At 72.7% G+C, this 15,227-nt stretch carries 13 protein-coding genes; 6 read left to right on the plus strand and 7 right to left on the minus strand.

The genetic code is table 11. The annotated features are described in order from the left end of the window. Nucleotides 1–13: 13 nt before the first annotated feature. From ACH01S_RS28370 to ACH01S_RS28390, 5 genes are all read left to right on the plus strand, one after another. Nucleotides 14–1,144 carry a glucose-1-phosphate thymidylyltransferase gene (locus tag ACH01S_RS28370; protein WP_067898157.1) on the plus strand — a complete coding sequence of 377 codons (1,131 nt, stop codon included), beginning with the start codon at nucleotides 14–16 and terminating at the stop codon, nucleotides 1,142–1,144. Further along, complete coding sequence (rfbB, locus tag ACH01S_RS28375) at nucleotides 1,141–2,127, plus strand: dTDP-glucose 4,6-dehydratase (RefSeq protein WP_067898160.1); 987 nt, start codon at nucleotides 1,141–1,143, stop codon at nucleotides 2,125–2,127. Before ACH01S_RS28370 ends, rfbB begins: the two co-directional genes overlap by 4 nt. A 15-nt stretch (nucleotides 2,128–2,142) precedes the next feature. Then, nucleotides 2,143–3,375, plus strand: a complete 1,233-nt coding sequence (locus ACH01S_RS28380) for a nucleotide disphospho-sugar-binding domain-containing protein (protein WP_067898163.1) — start codon at nucleotides 2,143–2,145, stop codon at nucleotides 3,373–3,375. A gap of 72 nt (nucleotides 3,376–3,447) precedes the next feature. Further along, complete coding sequence (locus ACH01S_RS28385; protein ID WP_083981236.1) at nucleotides 3,448–4,053, plus strand: TetR/AcrR family transcriptional regulator; 606 nt, start codon at nucleotides 3,448–3,450, stop codon at nucleotides 4,051–4,053. 92 nt (nucleotides 4,054–4,145) lie between these two features. Further along, nucleotides 4,146–5,639, plus strand: a complete 1,494-nt coding sequence (locus ACH01S_RS28390) for an MDR family MFS transporter (RefSeq protein WP_067898167.1) — start codon at nucleotides 4,146–4,148, stop codon at nucleotides 5,637–5,639. Between the two features lie 132 nt (nucleotides 5,640–5,771). On the opposite strand, the gene ccrA is transcribed toward ACH01S_RS28390, so the two are convergent. The 7 genes from ccrA to ACH01S_RS28425 are packed head-to-tail and all read right to left on the minus strand — an operon-like array spanning nucleotide 5,772 to nucleotide 13,688. Continuing rightward, entirely contained in the window at nucleotides 5,772–7,121 is a 1,350-nt protein-coding gene (gene ccrA, locus ACH01S_RS28395) for a crotonyl-CoA carboxylase/reductase (RefSeq protein WP_067898170.1), read from the minus strand. Between the two features lie 16 nt (nucleotides 7,122–7,137). Next, nucleotides 7,138–8,493, minus strand: a complete 1,356-nt coding sequence (locus ACH01S_RS28400) for an NAD(P)/FAD-dependent oxidoreductase (RefSeq protein ID WP_067898172.1) — start codon at nucleotides 8,491–8,493, stop codon at nucleotides 7,138–7,140. Beyond that, nucleotides 8,483–8,770, minus strand: coding sequence for an acyl carrier protein (locus tag ACH01S_RS28405; RefSeq protein WP_067898175.1), 288 nt, complete (start codon nucleotides 8,768–8,770; stop codon nucleotides 8,483–8,485). Before ACH01S_RS28405 ends, ACH01S_RS28400 begins: the two co-directional genes overlap by 11 nt. Further along, nucleotides 8,760–10,244, minus strand: a complete 1,485-nt coding sequence (locus ACH01S_RS28410) for an amino acid adenylation domain-containing protein (RefSeq protein WP_067898177.1) — start codon at nucleotides 10,242–10,244, stop codon at nucleotides 8,760–8,762. Before ACH01S_RS28410 ends, ACH01S_RS28405 begins: the two co-directional genes overlap by 11 nt. Next, nucleotides 10,241–11,386 carry an acyl-CoA dehydrogenase family protein gene (locus ACH01S_RS28415; protein ID WP_067898365.1) on the minus strand — a complete coding sequence of 382 codons (1,146 nt, stop codon included), beginning with the start codon at nucleotides 11,384–11,386 and terminating at the stop codon, nucleotides 10,241–10,243. The genes ACH01S_RS28410 and ACH01S_RS28415 overlap by 4 nt, the downstream gene beginning before the upstream one ends. After that, nucleotides 11,386–12,423, minus strand: a complete 1,038-nt coding sequence (locus ACH01S_RS28420) for a ketoacyl-ACP synthase III family protein (protein WP_067898180.1) — start codon at nucleotides 12,421–12,423, stop codon at nucleotides 11,386–11,388. Before ACH01S_RS28420 ends, ACH01S_RS28415 begins: the two co-directional genes overlap by 1 nt. Nucleotides 12,424–12,449: 26 nt before the next feature. After that, nucleotides 12,450–13,688: an aminotransferase class I/II-fold pyridoxal phosphate-dependent enzyme gene (locus tag ACH01S_RS28425; protein WP_067898183.1), complete on the minus strand. Its 1,239-nt coding sequence runs from the start codon at nucleotides 13,686–13,688 to the stop codon at nucleotides 12,450–12,452. A gap of 192 nt (nucleotides 13,689–13,880) precedes the next feature. On the opposite strand from ACH01S_RS28425, the gene ACH01S_RS28430 reads away from it, so the two are divergent. Then, a complete protein-coding gene (locus ACH01S_RS28430) occupies nucleotides 13,881–15,227 on the plus strand; it encodes an NDP-hexose 2,3-dehydratase family protein (protein ID WP_067898186.1) in 1,347 nt (448 codons plus the stop codon).

Here is a 15,227-nt window from a genome sequence, read left to right on the forward strand (position 1 = left end):
GGAAAGGTCGATTATGAAGGCCCTGGTTTTGGCCGGCGGTCACGGCACCCGGCTGCGGCCGTTCAGCCACACCATTCCGAAACAGCTCGTCCCGGTGGCCAACGCGCCCGTGCTCTTCCATGTGCTGGACGCGCTCCGCGCCGCGGGCGTCACCGAGACCGGCATCATCGTCAGCGCCCCGGGCGAGGCCGTCCGCGCCGCCGTCGGCGACGGCTCCCGGTTCGGCATGAGCGTCACCTACCTGCCGCAGGACGAGCCGCTCGGGCTCGCGCACTGCGTCCTCATCGCCCGCGACTTCCTCGCCGACGACGACTTCGTGATGTACCTCGCCGACAACGTGTTCGCCGACGGCATCGGCGAACCGCTCCTTGAGTTCCAGGAGCGGCGGCCCGCGGCGCAGCTCGTCGTCGCCAAGGCCGCCGAGCCCACCGAATGCGGGATAGCCGAGGTCGACGACACCGGGCGCGTCCTCGGCGTAGAGGAGAAACCGGACCGCCCGCGCAGCGACCTCGCCGTCACCGGCGTCTATTTCTTCAGCGCGCAGATCCACGAGGCCGTCCGCGCGATCAAACCGAGCGCGCGAGGCGAGTTGGAGATCACCGACGCCGTCCAGTGGCTCGTGTCGCAGGGCCGGGACGTGCAGGCCCGCCTGCTCGCCGGTCCCTGGCACGACACCGGCACCGTCGACGGGCTGCTCGACTGCAACCGGACGCTGCTGGAGCGCCTCCGCCCCGAGGTCCGCGGCGCCGTCACCGCCGGGACCGTCATCACCGGCCCCGTCGTCGTCGCCGAGGACGCCCTGATCGAGCGGTCCGTGATCACCGGCCCGGCGCTGCTCGGCCCCGGCTGCGTCGTGCGCGGCAGCCGGATCGGCCCCGGCACCTCGCTCGGCGCGGGCTGCCTGCTGGAGGACGCCGACGTCCGGCACTCGATGCTGCTGGACGGCGCGCACGTCACCGGCGTCGGCCCGATCGCCGGTTCGGTCATCGGCCGGAACGCGCTGGTCGGCCCGCCGCCCGGCGCGCCGGACGGCGGACCGGCCGCCCACCGCCTGGTGGTGGGCGACGATGGCCGGATCGAGGTCGCGGGACGGACCGAGGGGCCGGGGGGCGGCCCCCAGAAAGGTGAAGGTGGGGACGCGTGAGGCTGCTCGTCACCGGGGGAGCGGGGTTCATCGGCTCCCACTACGTCCGCTGCGCGCTCGAAGGGCGCTACCGGGGGCTGGAGGACGCGCGGATCACCGTCCTCGACAAGCTGACCTACTCCGGGAACCCGGCCAACCTGCCGATGTCGCACCCGCGGCTCGACTTCGTCCAGGGCGACGTCTGCGACGCCGCGCTGCTGGCGTCGCTGCTGCCCGGGCACGAGGCCGTCCTGCACTTCGCCGCCGAGACCCACGTCGACCGGTCGCTGCTCAGCGGGGACGCCTTCGTCCGGACGAACGTCCTCGGCGTGCAGACCCTCCTCGAAGCCTGCCGCCACACCGGCGTCGACCGGGTCGTGATCGTCTCGACCGACGAGGTCTACGGGTCGATCGGCGAGGGCGCCTGGACCGAGGAGTCGCCGCTCGCCCCGAACTCGCCGTACGCGGCGTCCAAGGCGGGCGGCGACCTGATCGCCCGCGCCTACTGGCAGAGCCACAAGCTGAAGGTCACGATCACCCGCTGCTCCAACAACTACGGGCCGTACCAGTTCACCGAGAAGGTCATCCCCCTCTTCATCACCAACCTGATCGACGGGAAGGACGTCCCGCTGTACGGCGACGGGCACCACGTCCGCGAATGGCTGCACGTCGACGACCACTGCCGCGCGCTGCACCTCGTCCTCACCGAGGGGCGCGCCGGGGAGGTCTACAACATCGGCGGGGACACCGCGCTGAGCAACCGGGAGCTGACCGGGCTGCTGCTGGACGCGTGCGGCGCCGGATGGGACCGCGTCCGGCACGTCCCCGACCGCAAGGGCCACGACGAGCGGTACGCGCTGGACGACACCAAGCTCCGCACGCAGCTCGGCTTCGTCCCGGCGACGCCGTTCGCCGCCGGGATCGCCGAGGTCGCCGACTGGTACCGCGAGAACCGGGCGTGGTGGGAGCCGCTGCGCCACAAGGCCCGGCTGTCCGCCGGTTGAGATGGGGGAGTTGTGATGCGGATCCTTTTCGTACCTATGCCGGTGTCCACGCACTACCTGTCGATGGTCCCGCTGGCCTGGGCCTGCCGCGCGGCGGGCCACGAGGTGCGGTTCGCGGTGCAGCCCGCGATCGTGGACACGATCAGGCGGTCCGGGCTGACCGCCGCCGTCGTCGCCGACGACTACGACTTCGCGGGCGCGATCGCCGCCCGCCGCCGCGCCCGCAAGGCGAGCGGCAAGCCGCTGACGCCGGACATGGTGGCGAACCTGTCGCCCGCCGAGCGCCGCGCGGTGAAGGAGCGGATGTTCGCCCCGCAGGTCGCCGCCGCCGAGAGCGTCGCCGACGGCCTCGTCGGCTACGCGCGCCGGTGGCGGCCCGAGCTGGTGGTGGCCGACCCGCTCGCGCTCGCCGGTCCGCTCGCCGCGGCGGCGGTGGACGCGCCGTTCGTCCGGCACCTGTGGGGGCCGGACGTCATCGGCGCCATGGGCTTCCCCGGCCTCGGCATCGCCGTGGACCACTGGCCGAGCGCGCTGCTGCGGCTGTACGAGCGGCACGGCGTCGAGCCCGCCGCCGACTACGCCGTCCACACCGTCGACCCGTGCCCGCCCAGCCTCCAGGCCCGCACCGGGGCGGGAGTGCTGCCGATGCGCTACGTCCCCTACAACGGGCCGGGCGTCGAGCCGGACTGGGCCGCCGGGTCCGGGCGCCGCCGCGTCTGCGTGACGTGGGGGATGACGTCCAGCGCGGTCGGCGGGCGGGAGGGGTTCCTCGTCCCGTGGATCCTCAAGGCGCTCGCGGACTTCGACATGGAGATCGTCCTCGCGATCAAGGCGTCCGACCGCGAGCTGCTCGGCGACCCGCCGCCCGGCACGCTCATCGCCGAGGAGGTCCCGCTGCACCTGCTGCTGCCGTCCTGCGACGCGATCATCCACCAGGGCGGCGGCGGTACGCTGCTGACCGCCGCCGCGCTCGGGGTGCCGCAGCTGATCGTGACGAACTCCGGCGACCAGCAGTTCAACGCCCGGCTGCTGACCGCGACCGGCGCGGGCGCCGCGGTGTCGGTCGGCGAGGCCGCCGACGGCCCGCTGAAGACGGCGATCGCGGGCCTGCTGCACGAGGACGCCGCCGCGCTGCGCGCCGCCGCGGACCGGCTCCGCGCGGAGATCGCGGCGCAGCCGACACCGGCCGCCGTCGCCGCCGCGCTCGCCGAGCGCGCCGGCCGGGACGGCCGGGCCGGGGCGGCCTGACCGGGCCCCGCCCCCGGGGTCCCGGGCCGGTCCGGTTGCGAGAACGGCCGGTGTTCTGTAAACATTTACTTCATGAGCACGAGCAGAGCGGCACTGTTGGACGCGGCCACCGCGGAGTTCGCCAAGCACGGCCTCCGGGGGGCCCGCATCCAGGACATCGTCGCGCGTGCGGGCGTCAACGAACGCATGATCTACCACCACTTCGGCAGCAAGGAGAAGCTGTACGCCGCCGCGCTGGAGGACCGCTTCGCCGAACTGCGCGCGGCGTGGGCGCCCGTGCTGGAGAAGGCCGTGACGATGGAGCCCTACGAGGGCATGCGCTTCGCGCTCTCGGGGTTCGCCGACATCATCATGGGCCGTCCCCGGCTCGTCGGGCTCTGGCTGCACGAGGCGCTGAACGGCTGGCGGACGCTGCCGCTGCCGACGGCCGACATGCTGCCGAGCGCGCTCTCCGAGATCTACGCCCGCGGGCAGAAGACGGGCGTCTTCAGCAAGGCGCGCCCCTTCGAGCTCGCACACGGGACGGCCATGGCGGCGATGTTCGGCATGGCGGTCATGGCCCCGCGCGGAGCGCAGATCCTCCGCGCGGGGGGTCCGGAGCTGGACGACGACGCCACCCGGCGCGACCTCGTCCTGGATCAGCTCATGAACGGCATGGCCACCCCGCGGGCGGACTGAGCGGCGGGGCGCCGGCGCCCCGCGCGGGGAGCGCCGGCGCTCCGCCTTCAGGTCCGCAGTAAATATGTACTGCACCCTCACCTGGAGAACCGATGAAGGCAGAAGCAGAGACGCCGACGGCGCGGGCGGACGACACCCGGCTCCCGCCCGCCCTCGTCAAGCTCATGGTGGTGATCACCCTGGGCGCCCTCATGGTCCAGCTCGACGCGACCATGACCAACGTCGCGTACAACACGCTGCTCAAGGAGTTCGACGTCTCGCTGCTGACCGTCCAGTGGGTCGGCAGCGGCTACCTGCTCGCGATGGCCACGGTCATCCCGCTGACCGGCTGGGCGATGGACCGCTTCGGCGCCCGCTCGGTGTGGATCACGTGCCTCGCGCTGTTCCTGCTCGGCTCGGTGCTGTGCGGAGTGGCCTGGTCGGCGCACAGCCTGATCGCGTTCCGCATCGTGCAGGGGCTCGGCGGCGGGCTGCTGCTGCCGCTCGGCACGGCCGTCCTCGCGCAGGCCGCCGGGCCGCGGCGGCTCGGCCGCGCGATGGCCGCCGTCGGCATCCCCGCGGTGCTCGCCCCGATCCTCGGGCCGGTGCTCGGCGGGGTGCTGGTCAGCGACCTGAACTGGCGCTGGATCTTCTTCGTGAACGTGCCGATCTGCCTGCTCGCGATCGCGCTCTCGACCCGCTCGATCCCGGCCGAGCGGCGGCCCGACACCCGGCGGCTCGACGTCCTCGGGGTGGCGCTGCTGTCGCCCGCCTGCGCCGTGATCGTCTACGGCTTCACCGCCGCCGGGCGCTACGTCAGCTTCGCCGACTGGCACGCCTACACCCCGCTCGCCATCGGCGTCGTGCTCCTGCTCGTGTTCGCGTTCCACGTGCTGCGCACGAAGACCGAGCCGATCATCGACCTGCGGCTGTTCAAGGCGGTCCGGACGTTCACCGCGGGCACCGCCGTCCTGTTCGTCGGGACCACGGCCCTGTTCGGCGCCGTCGCGCTGCTGCCCCTCTACTACCAGCAGCTCCGCGGGTACAGCGCGCTTGAGGCCGGGCTGCTGCTCGTCCCGCAGGGCATCGGGATGGGGCTCGCGCTGCACTTCGCGGGCAAGCTCACCGACAAGATCGCGCCGCGTCCGATCACGCTGTTCGGGCTGCTGCTGACCGCCGTGTCCACCTACGTCTACACGAACCTCGGGCCGCACACGAGCCTGTGGCTGATCAGCATCATGCTGGTGGTCGGCGGGGCGGGGCTCGGCGCGGTGACCGTCCCGTCCATGGCGATCACCGTGCGCGGCCTGCCGCGCGAGATGATCCCCCGGGCCACCACCGCGAGCCGGATCCTGATGCAGCTCGGCGGCTCGTTCGGCGCGGCCGTGGTGCTGATCGTCCTGCAGAGCAGGCTCACCACGCACGCCGAGGCCGGGCACGGCCGGATCACGCCGCAGGGCATGGCCGACTCGTTCGGCGTCACGTTCTGGTGGGTGCTGGCGTTCGCGCTGGCCGCGGTCATCCCCGCCCTGCTGCTGCCCGGCAAGCCGCCGTCGCGGACGGCCCCGTCCGCCGCCCAGCAGGAGAAGCGCCCCGCCACCTCCTGAGGAGGCGGCCCGGGCTGAGCAAGCCGGAGAAAGCAAGCCGGAAAAGCAAGACGCAGAAGAAGAAGGTCTCCCCCTGGCGGCTGGGGGAGACCTTCTCCTGCGGGGTGCGGGGATACGCCTTGGACCGAGGTGTCACTCGGCGGGCGCGCGGAACCGCGTGATGCCCGGGAGGTGCCGTTCGCGCAGCTCGGCGTCGGTGACGCCGAGCCCCTCCTCCGGCGCCATGCAGAGGACGCCGATCTTGCCCTGGTGCAGGTTCCGGTGGACGCGGTGGGTCGCCTCGCCCACCGCGTCCAGCGGCAGCGTCACCGACAGCGTGGGATGGATCTTGCCCTTCGCGACCAGCCGGTTGGCCTCCCACGCCTCCCGGTAGTTCGCGAAGTGCGAGCCGATGATCCGCTTGACGTTCATCCACAGGTACCGGTTGTCGAACTCGTGCCGGAACCCCGTGGTCGACGCGCAGGTGACGACCGTGCCGCCGCGGCGGGTCACGAACACCGAGGCGGCGAAGGTGTCCCGGCCCGGATGCTCCAGCACGATGTCCGGGTCCTCGCCGCCCGTCAGGTCGCGGATCCGGGCGCCGAACCGCTTCCACTCGCGCGGGTCGGACGTCCCGTCCGGCCGCCAGAACCGGTAGTCCTCGGCGGCCCGGTCGATGACCAGCTCGGCGCCCATCGCCCGGCACAGCTCCGCCTTCTCCGCCGACGACACGACGCAGATCGGCGTCGCGCCGCCCGCGAGCGCGAGCTGCACGGCGTACGAGCCGAGCCCGCCCGTCGCGCCCCACACCAGCACGTTGTCGCCCTGCTTCAGGCGCGCGCCGTTGCGGGACACGAGCTGCCGGTAGGCCGTCGAGTTCACGAGGCCCGAGCAGGCCGCCTCCTCCCAGGTGAGGTGGCCCGGCTTCGGCATGAGCTGGTTGGCCTTGACGAGCGCGATCTCGGCGAGGCCGCCGTAGTTCGTCTCGAACCCCCAGATCCGCTGCTCCGGGTCCAGCATGGTGTCGTCGTGCCCGTCCGGGCTCTGCATCTCCACGGACAGGCAGTGCGCCACCACCCGGTCCCCGGGGCGCCAGTTCTGCACCCCGGGGCCGGTCCGCAGCACCACGCCGGACAGGTCCGAGCCGACCTGGTGGTACGGCCGGTCGTGGTGCGAGCTGAGCGGGGAGCGCTTGGCGTAGCGCTCCAGGAACGTGAACGTGGGGAGCGGCTCGAACAGCGCCGTCCACACGGTGTTGTAGTTGATCGCGCTCGCCATGACCGCGACGAGCGCCTCGCCCGGGCCGACCGGCGGCAGCGGCACCTCCTCCAGCCGCAGCGACGCGCGGGGGTCCTTGTCCGCGGTCGCCTGGCCGGCGAACATCTCCGTGTCGTCCCGGTGCACCGTCGCCGCCCGGTACGAGCCGGGCAGCGGCAGCGCCTCGAAGGCGCGCGGCGACGTCTCGCCGGCGAGGATCGCGTCCAGGAACTGCCGGACTGCCATGAGGGGGACCTCCCGGTCAGATGACGGTGTTGATGCGCAGCGAACCCAGGTAGGGGTGCCACAGGTGCTCGGGGTCGTTCTCCACGACCTCCACCACCTCGCGCATGGCGGCGAGGGCCTTCGGCTCCTCCTCGTCGTAGACGTCGCCCTGCAGCATCTTCAGCACGTCGATGCGGTACTCGGGGTCCTTGACGAAGGCCGTGAACAGCACGTTCAGCCGGTAGTAGATCGTGATGAACTCGTACCAGTTGCGGACGGCCCGGCGGAGCCGCCGCTCATAGGTCGCGAAGCGCTCCTTGCCGAAGTCGCCCGCCTTGTGGGCCTCGATGATGTCGTAGGACGCGATCCGCGCGCTGTTGACCGCGACGCTCACCCCGCTGGAGAAGATCGGGTCGACGAACCTCGCCGCGTCCCCGATGAGGACGAACCGGTCGCCGCAGATCTCCTTCATGGAGTAGCTGTAGTCGCCCTCGGTCTTGAGCGGCCGCACCTGCTCGCACTTCTGGAGCTCCTTGTGCAGCTCCGGACGGCTCTGGATGTAGTCCCAGAAGAACGTGTCGCGGTCGACGCCGGACTCGCGGAACCGCTTCTTCTGCGTCACGACCCCCACGCTGGTGATCGTGTCGGTGATGGGGATCTGCCAGACCCAGCTGTCGTTGATGGGCAGGTAGTGGATGAAGATGAAGTCGGCCTCGGACGGGTCCGACGACAGCGCGTTGCGGTCCAGCCCCTCGAACCAGGCGTGCACGGCGTACTGGTCGAACACCGGGTCGGGGACCTTGACCTTCAGCTGGCGGCCGAGCAGGGTCTGCCGCCCGGACGCGTCCACGACCATGCGGGAGGTGAACGTCGTCTCGCGCGGGCCGATCCGCGTGGTGAGGGTGACGATCTCCGGGTCGGAGAAGTCGACCTTCAGGACGCGGACGCCGTTGAACACCCGCGCGCCGCGGCTCTGCGAGTGCTTCAGCAGGATGGCGTCGAAGCGTCCGCGGTCGACGTGGAAGGTGTAGTCGCGGTCGACGCCCGGCTGGTCGCGCTCGCTGAAGAGGATCTCCGCCGAGCGCAGGACCTCCGCCGACTGGATGTGCTCGAGGTTCTTGGTGAAGTTCGTCCGCTCGGTGTAGCGGGACTCGGCCGTCGTCCAGGCCGCGCCGTACTTCTTCGGGAACTTCGCCTCCTCGATCTTCTCCATCACGCCGATCTCGTTGAACACGGGCGTCGTCGCGGGGATCAGCGACTCGCCGACGTGCTCGCGCGGGAAGATCTCGCCCTCGAACACGACGACCGAGAGGCCGGCGCCCGCGAGGTAGGAGGCGGCGGTCGAGCCCGCCGGGCCGCCGCCGATGATCGCGACGTCGAAGTCAGGCTCCATGGTGGGCTCCGTCCGCCTTGGCCGTCTGGGGGAGGTCGTCGATCATCTCGGCGATGCTGCGCACGTCCTTGAAGAACCGGGCGCTGACCTTCGCCGGGGGGATGGCGATGCCGAGGTCGTCCCGGATGTGGGTGAGCAGCACCGCCGTGTTCAGCGAGTCGAGCACGCCCCACTCCAGCAGCGGGGACGTCTCGGTGAGCTCGCCGCGCGGGTCGCCGGCGAGGAACCTGTCCCTGATGAAGGAGATCAGGTGCTCGGACAATTGATCATGTGACACTGACTGTCCTTTCGACGTGCCTTTCGACGAGCAGGGTCCGGTCGACCTTGCCGTTGCGCGTGCGCGGGAGTTCGGGCACGAGATGGAACCGGTCGGCGATCATGTAGCGGGGCAGTCGCCGAGAGCTGTGCTCCTTCAGGTCGAGGACGCCGGGCGCCCGCCCCGGCCGGGGGACGATGAAGGCGACGAGCCGCGCGTTCACGGCCGTGCCGGCGACGACGACCGAGACCTGGTCGACGTCGGGGTGGGCGGCGAGGGCGGCCTCGACCTCGCCGAGCTCGATGCGGTGCCCGCGGACCTTGACCATGTGGTCGCGGCGGCCGACGTAGTCGAACGCGCCGCCGGGCAGGACGCGGACGACGTCGCCCGTCGCGTACGGCCCCCGCTGCGGTTCGCCGCCCCAGTAGCCGAGCATGACCGTGGGGCCGTCGACCATCAGCTCGCCCTCCTCGCCCTCGGCGGCGGGGGCGCCGTCCTGGCGGACCGCCCACACGTCGTCGCCGCAGCTCGGGCGGCCGATCGGGACGGGCCGGTCGCGGTCCAGGTCGGCGGGCTCGACGCGGTGGAAGGTGCAGACGTTGGTCTCGGTGGGGCCGTACAGGTTGAACAGGGGCGCGGTCGTCCAGTCGGCGAGCCGCCGGACGTAGTTGATCGGGAACGGCTCGCCCGCGAACAGGACCGCCCGCAGCGCGGCCGAGGGCGGCCGCTCCAGCAGCCCGCCGTCGCGCATCATCAGGATCAGCACGGACGGGACGGAGTACCAGACGGTGATCTCCCGCTCGTACAGCAGGTCGACGAGCTGCCCCGGCGCGTACCCGAGCGCGGACGGGATCAGGTGCACCGACGCGCCGACGGTGAGCGGCGCGTACAGGTCGAGCACCGACAGGTCGAAGGTGAACGGGGCGTGGTTGGCGAACCGGTCGGCGGCCGTGGCGTCCAGCAGCCCGACCGCCCAGTCGACGAAGGCGAGGGCGGCGCGGTGGCTGATGCACACGCCCTTCGGCGTCCCGGTGGAGCCGGAGGTGTAGAGGATGAACGCCAGGTCGCCGGGGTCGCACGGCTCGTCGGGCGACGGGCCGTCGGCGGTGAGCGGGAGGTCGAGGTCGAGGTATTCGGCGTCCGCGCCGAGTTCGGCGCGGAGCGCGCCGAGGCGGCCGTCGCCGACGCAGACGGCCCGCGCGCCGCAGTCGCGGGCGAGGGCGGCGACGCGCCCGGCGGGCGACGCGCCGTCCACCGGGACGTAGGCCGCGCCGAGCCGCAGGACGCCCTGCATCGCGGCGACGACGGCGGCGGACTTGTCCGCCCACAGCACCACCCGGTCGCCGCGCCGGACGCCGAGCGCGGCGAGCCGCCGGGCGATGGCGCCCGCGAGGTCGTCCAGCTCCCGGTAGGTGCGCGTGCCGGCCTCGTCGACGACGGCGGGCGCGTCCGGGCGCCGGGCCGCCGAGTCGATCAGCCGCCGGTGCAGGTTCACAGCCCGGCCCCCTTCGCGATGATCTCCCGCTGGATCTCCGACGTACCGGAGAAGATGGTGCTCGGCACCGAGTCGCGGAGCTGCTGCTCGATCCCGGCGGGGCTGAGATAGCCGGAGCCGCCGAAGATCTGGACGGCGTCGAGGCTGTTGGCGACGGACGCCTCCGACACCGACACCTTCGCGACGGCCGCCGCCGTGGTGGCGTCCTGGCCCTGGTCGAGGAGCCAGCACGCGCGGTAGAGCAGCAGGCGGCAGCCCTCAAGCCGCTGCGTCATGGTGGCGAGCCGGTGCGAGACGGCCTGGAACTCGCCGATGCCGTGGCCGAACTGGCGCCGCTCCCGCGCGTGCCGGACGCAGTCGCGGAGCTGCCGGTCCATCAGCCCGACGTAGGCGGCGAACAGGCACGCCCGCTCCCAGCCCATCGAGTGCTGGAAGATCGCGCTGCCGTCGCCCTCCTCGCCGAGCCGGTACCGCTCGGGCACCCGGCAGCGGACGAACTCGACCCGTCCGGCCGGGCAGCCGTGCAGGCCCATCTTCCGCAGCGGGGGCCCCACCACGACGCCGGACAGCTCGCGCGGGACGGCGAACGCGCTGATCCCGAGGAACCCGGCGGACGGGTCGGTGACGGCGTAGGTGACGAACACGTCGGCGGCGGGGGCGTTGCTGGCGAACGACTTCACGCCGTGCAGGACGTAGTCGTCGCCGTCGCGCTCCGCCGTCGTCGCGAGGCGCCCGACGTCGGAGCCCGCGCCCTCCTCGGTCATCGCGTTCGCGGCGATGAGGTCGCCGCGCGCGAGGCCGTCGAGCAGGCCGTCCCGGACCGGGTCCCGCGCGAAGTCGCGGACGGGCACCGCGCAGGCCAGCAGGTGTGCGGCGACCGCGAACACGAGACCGGTGTCGGCGCAGCCGCGGCCGAACGCCTCCAGGGCGAGCGCCGTGTCGAGGGCGCCGAGCCCCCGGCCGCCGTGCTCGGCGGGCAGGCACAGGCCGGTGAGGCCGAGGCGTCCGGCGGCGGCCCACTCGTCCGGGGCGAAGTGGTCGGCGGACGACTCCCGGCGGCGGGTCCCCGGCAGGTGCCGGGTCACGTCGGCGAGCGTCCCGTCGTAGAGCCGCCGCTGGTCCGCGCTGAGGCCGAAGTCCATCAGGCCGCCCACGGGGGCGTGTCGACGACCTTCACGACGGCCGCCGAGAGGGTGATGCCGGGCGCGACGCCCATCATCAGCAGGTGGTCGCCCGGGCCCAGCTCGCCCGCGGCGAGGAGGTGGTTGAACGACATGATCTGGTCGCAGGTGCCGTGCCCGATGCCGCGTCCGAACTCCCAGGTCGACTTCGACAGCGGCAGCCCGAGCGGGGCCATGATCCGCTGCTCGACCATCTCCTTGGAGAAGTTGTTGAACGCGACGCGGGCGAGGTCGCCCGGCTCGATGCCCGCGTCGGAGAGGCAGCGGTGCACGATCTCCACGGTCTGCTTCTGCACCTCGAACAGCGGGGCGGCGCCGTCGGGGTTGCCCCTGAGCGTCTCCCGGAACGACAGCAGGCGGCCGTTGAAGTCCACGGACCTGCCTACGGTCGCGCTCGGCGGGAACAGCGGCTCGTCGCCCCGGTGGACCTGCTCGGCGGCGGCGACCGTCACCGTGCGGGCCGCGAGGACCTGCGCGAACGACGGGCGCTTGGTCAGGACCAGCGCGCTGGAGCCGTCCGCCGGGATGTATCCGACGCCCGAGTTCCAGCGGTCCATCAGCGGGGTGCCGAAGTTGTCGGCGGTGACGACCAGCGCGCTGCGGCGCTCGCCGTCGCCGCGCAGGTAGCCGATCGCGAGCTCCAGCGCCGTGAACATCCCGTTGCAGCCCGAGCGCACCTCCACCGACAGGCAGTCGCCGCCGAGGTGGTGCTGGAGGTAGGACTGCGGCAGCCAGCCGTCCGGGCCCTGGTGCCAGGAGTCGGCGTAGAGCTGGACGTCCAGCTCGGCGGCGGGCTGCCCGGCGCGGGTCAGCGCCTCCCGGGCGGCGTGCAGCGCCATCTCCGGGGCCGGGGTGTCGCCCGCGACGTGCACCCCGAGCAGCCCGGCGCTCTCGGCCTGCTCGGCCGGGTAGCTCCCCTCGGCCACCGCGTCCGCGATGGAGACGGTCGGCGGCTCGTACACCCCGACCCCCGAGATGAAGATGTCCTCTGCTGGCACGGAAGCCTCCTCGGTTGGGCTGCTGATCAGCGGTCTGCGGGGCCGGCGTGGGCGGCGGTCAGCCGGCGGCCCGCGCGGACGGCGAGCCGGAGCACGTCGCAGACGCGGCTCACCTCGTCCGGCCGGACGGCGGTGCCCGTCGGCATCACGAGGACGCGGTCGCCGAGTGACTCGGTGCGGGGCAGCGGCGCCGGCGCGTGCCGCGCCGGCCGGTCCCGGTAGGGGGCCAGCCGGTGGCATCCGGGGTGGAAGTAGGTCTTGGCGAGGACGTTCTCCGCCCGCAGCGCGGCGAGCAGGTCGTCGCGGGACGGGCCGCCGCCGGTCCCGGCGTCCGTGCCGCCCTCGTCCAGCTCGATGACCGCGTACTGGAGGTTGTTCAGCTCGCCCGGCCCCGGCACGCGGACGGTGAGGCCCGGGACGTCGGCGAGCGCCTCCCGGTACCGGACGTGGTTGCGCCGGTTGGCGTCCATGACCTCGTCCAGGTGCGCCAGCGAGGTGATCGCCATCGCGGCGCAGATCTCGTTCATGCGGGCGTTGGTGCCGACGCCGCGGACCGTTCCGGCGGCGTCGTTGCCGAAGTTGCGCATGGCGCGGATCCGGTCGGCGAGGTCGTCGTCGTCGGTGGTGATCGCGCCGCCCTCGAAGGAGTTGACGGCCTTCGTCGGGTGGAAGCTGAAGGTGGCGGCGCGGCCGAGCGCGCCGAGCGGGCGGCCGCGGAACCGGCAGCCCGCGGCGTGCGCCGCGTCGAACAGCAGCGGGATCCCGTGCTCGGCGGCGATCTCCTCCAGGGCGGGGACGTCGCACGGCCGCCCCCACAGGTGCACGCCCATGATCGCGCTGGTCCGGGGCGAGACCAGCGCGCGGACGCGGGCCGGGTCGAGGTTGCCGGTGGCGGCGTCGATGTCGCAGAACACGGGCGTGATGCCGTGCCAGCGCAGCGCGTGCGCAGTGGCGACGTAGGTGAAGGAGGGGACGATCACCTCGCCGGACAGGCCGAGCGCGCGGGCGAGCACCTCGATCGCGACCGTCCCGTTCGCGACGGCGAGGCAGTGCCGGACCCCGGTCAGCTCGGCGAAGCGGCGCTCCAGCTCGGCGACCAGCGGGCCGCCGTTGGTCCAGTGCCGCCCGTCGAGCGAGGCGGTGATGCGGCGGAGGGCCTCGTCCCGCGCGGGCAGGCTCGGCGTGCCGGTGACGAGCGGACGGTCGAACGCCGGCGGGCCCCCGAAGATCGCCAGCTCGCTGACGTCGCTCTTGGCGGTCGGCATCCTCGCCTCGCAGAAGGTCGATGGCCTTGTGTCGCATCGGCCATATGGGGGTTCCGGTGTCGGAACTCAGGCTCAGACGGGACGCTAAGCGGGCGCTGAACGACCGCTAAAGCATGTGTTTTGTCGGCGCGTTGCCGGAAATTCAGCGGGCGGCGCTGGGCTTGGCGGAACCGAACCGAAGGAGTGCCCGCCATGCCCGGAGCGCAGGCCGCGCCGACCGATGCGAACCGCTCCGCGGGCGTCCGCGAATGGCTGGCCGACCGGGCCCGCGCCATTCGCTGCTCGGTGACCCGCGTCCCTTTCGCCGAGTTGGACGCATGGGGATTCGACCCCGGCACCGGGAATCTCGTGCACGACAGCGGGCGCTTCTTCGCGGTGGCGGGCGTCCGGGTGGACGACGACGGCGGGCGCCGCGCGGCGCAGCCGATCCTGAACCAGCCGGAGATCGGCATCCTCGGGCTCCTGACCAGGGAGTCCGGTGGCGTCCGGCGGTATCTCGTGCAGGCGAAGATGGAGCCGGGCAATATCAACACGCTGCAACTCGCGCCGACCGTCCAGGCGACCCGCAGCAACTACACGCGCGTCCACGGCGGCCGGAAGACGCGTTATCTTGAGCATTTCCGAGGCGCCGGGCGGGGCCGTCCCGTGGTCGACGTCCTGCAGTCCGAACAGGGCTCGTGGTTCCTGCGGAAACGGAACCGGAACATCGTCGTCGAGGCGGCAGGGGACATACCCGAGCACCCCGATTTCCGGTGGATGACGCGCGCGGAGATCAATGAACTGCTGACCCTGGACAACGTCGTCGGAATGGACATCCGGACGGTCCTTTCGTGCCTTCCGGGTGACGCGGCCGAGATCGTTCCGCGCGACGAATTCACCGCCGCGCTGCGCCGTTCCCACGACCGCGCGGCGGCGCCGTCCGGCCGGGCGGAACTGCTGAGCTGGTTCACCGAGGCGCGCAGCGCCTGCGACTGGCGGGTGGAGGCCGTCCCGCTGAAGGACGTCCCCGGCTGGACGACCGGCCCCGACGAGGTGGCGGCGGACGGCGGCGGCCCCTTCCGGATCATCGGCGCGCGGGTCGTGGCCGGGAGCCGGGAGGTCACCGCGTGGTCGCAGCCGCTGCTCGAACCGCTCGGCGTCGGCATGTCGGCGTTCCTCGCCCGCCCGATCGGCGGGGTGCTGCACCTGCTGGCGCGGGCCCGGCCGCAGGCGGGGCTGCCCGACCTCGTGGAGATCGGGCCGACCGTCCAGTTGCCGGCGGACGGCGAGCCCGGCCGCACCGCCCCGTTCGCCGCCGAGGCGCGGACCGAGGACCCGGCGCGGGTGCGGTTCGACACCGTCCTGTCCGAGGAGGGCGGGCGCTTCTACCACGCGCGGTCGCGGTACCGGGTGATCGACGTGGGCGCCGACTTCCCGCTCGACGTGCCGCCGGACTTCCGCTGGGTGACCGTCCGGCAGCTCATGGACCTGGTCGAGCACAAGCACTACCTCAACATCGAGGCGCGCACCCTGCTCGCCTGCGTCCACAGCCTCCGCTAG

It is taken from the genome of Actinomadura chibensis NBRC 106107 (assembly GCF_001552135.1).
Lineage (GTDB): Bacteria > Actinomycetota > Actinomycetes > Streptosporangiales > Streptosporangiaceae > Spirillospora > Spirillospora chibensis.

Excerpts from the sequence above, each read along its gene's own strand:
- ACH01S_RS28430 (WP_067898186.1), top strand. The coding sequence starts at position 13,881 with ATGCCCGGAGCGCAGGCCGCGCCGACCGATGCGAACCGCTCCGCGGGC.
- ACH01S_RS28385 (WP_083981236.1), top strand. The coding sequence starts at position 3,448 with ATGAGCACGAGCAGAGCGGCACTGTTGGACGCGGCCACCGCGGAGTTC.
- ACH01S_RS28425 (WP_067898183.1), bottom strand. The coding sequence starts at position 13,688 with ATGCCGACCGCCAAGAGCGACGTCAGCGAGCTGGCGATCTTCGGGGGC.
- ACH01S_RS28380 (WP_067898163.1), top strand. The coding sequence starts at position 2,143 with ATGCGGATCCTTTTCGTACCTATGCCGGTGTCCACGCACTACCTGTCG.
- ACH01S_RS28390 (WP_067898167.1), top strand. The coding sequence starts at position 4,146 with ATGAAGGCAGAAGCAGAGACGCCGACGGCGCGGGCGGACGACACCCGG.
- ACH01S_RS28415 (WP_067898365.1), bottom strand. The coding sequence starts at position 11,386 with ATGGACTTCGGCCTCAGCGCGGACCAGCGGCGGCTCTACGACGGGACG.
- ACH01S_RS28400 (WP_067898172.1), bottom strand. The coding sequence starts at position 8,493 with ATGGAGCCTGACTTCGACGTCGCGATCATCGGCGGCGGCCCGGCGGGC.
- ACH01S_RS28370 (WP_067898157.1), top strand. The coding sequence starts at position 14 with ATGAAGGCCCTGGTTTTGGCCGGCGGTCACGGCACCCGGCTGCGGCCG.
- ccrA (WP_067898170.1), bottom strand. The coding sequence starts at position 7,121 with ATGGCAGTCCGGCAGTTCCTGGACGCGATCCTCGCCGGCGAGACGTCG.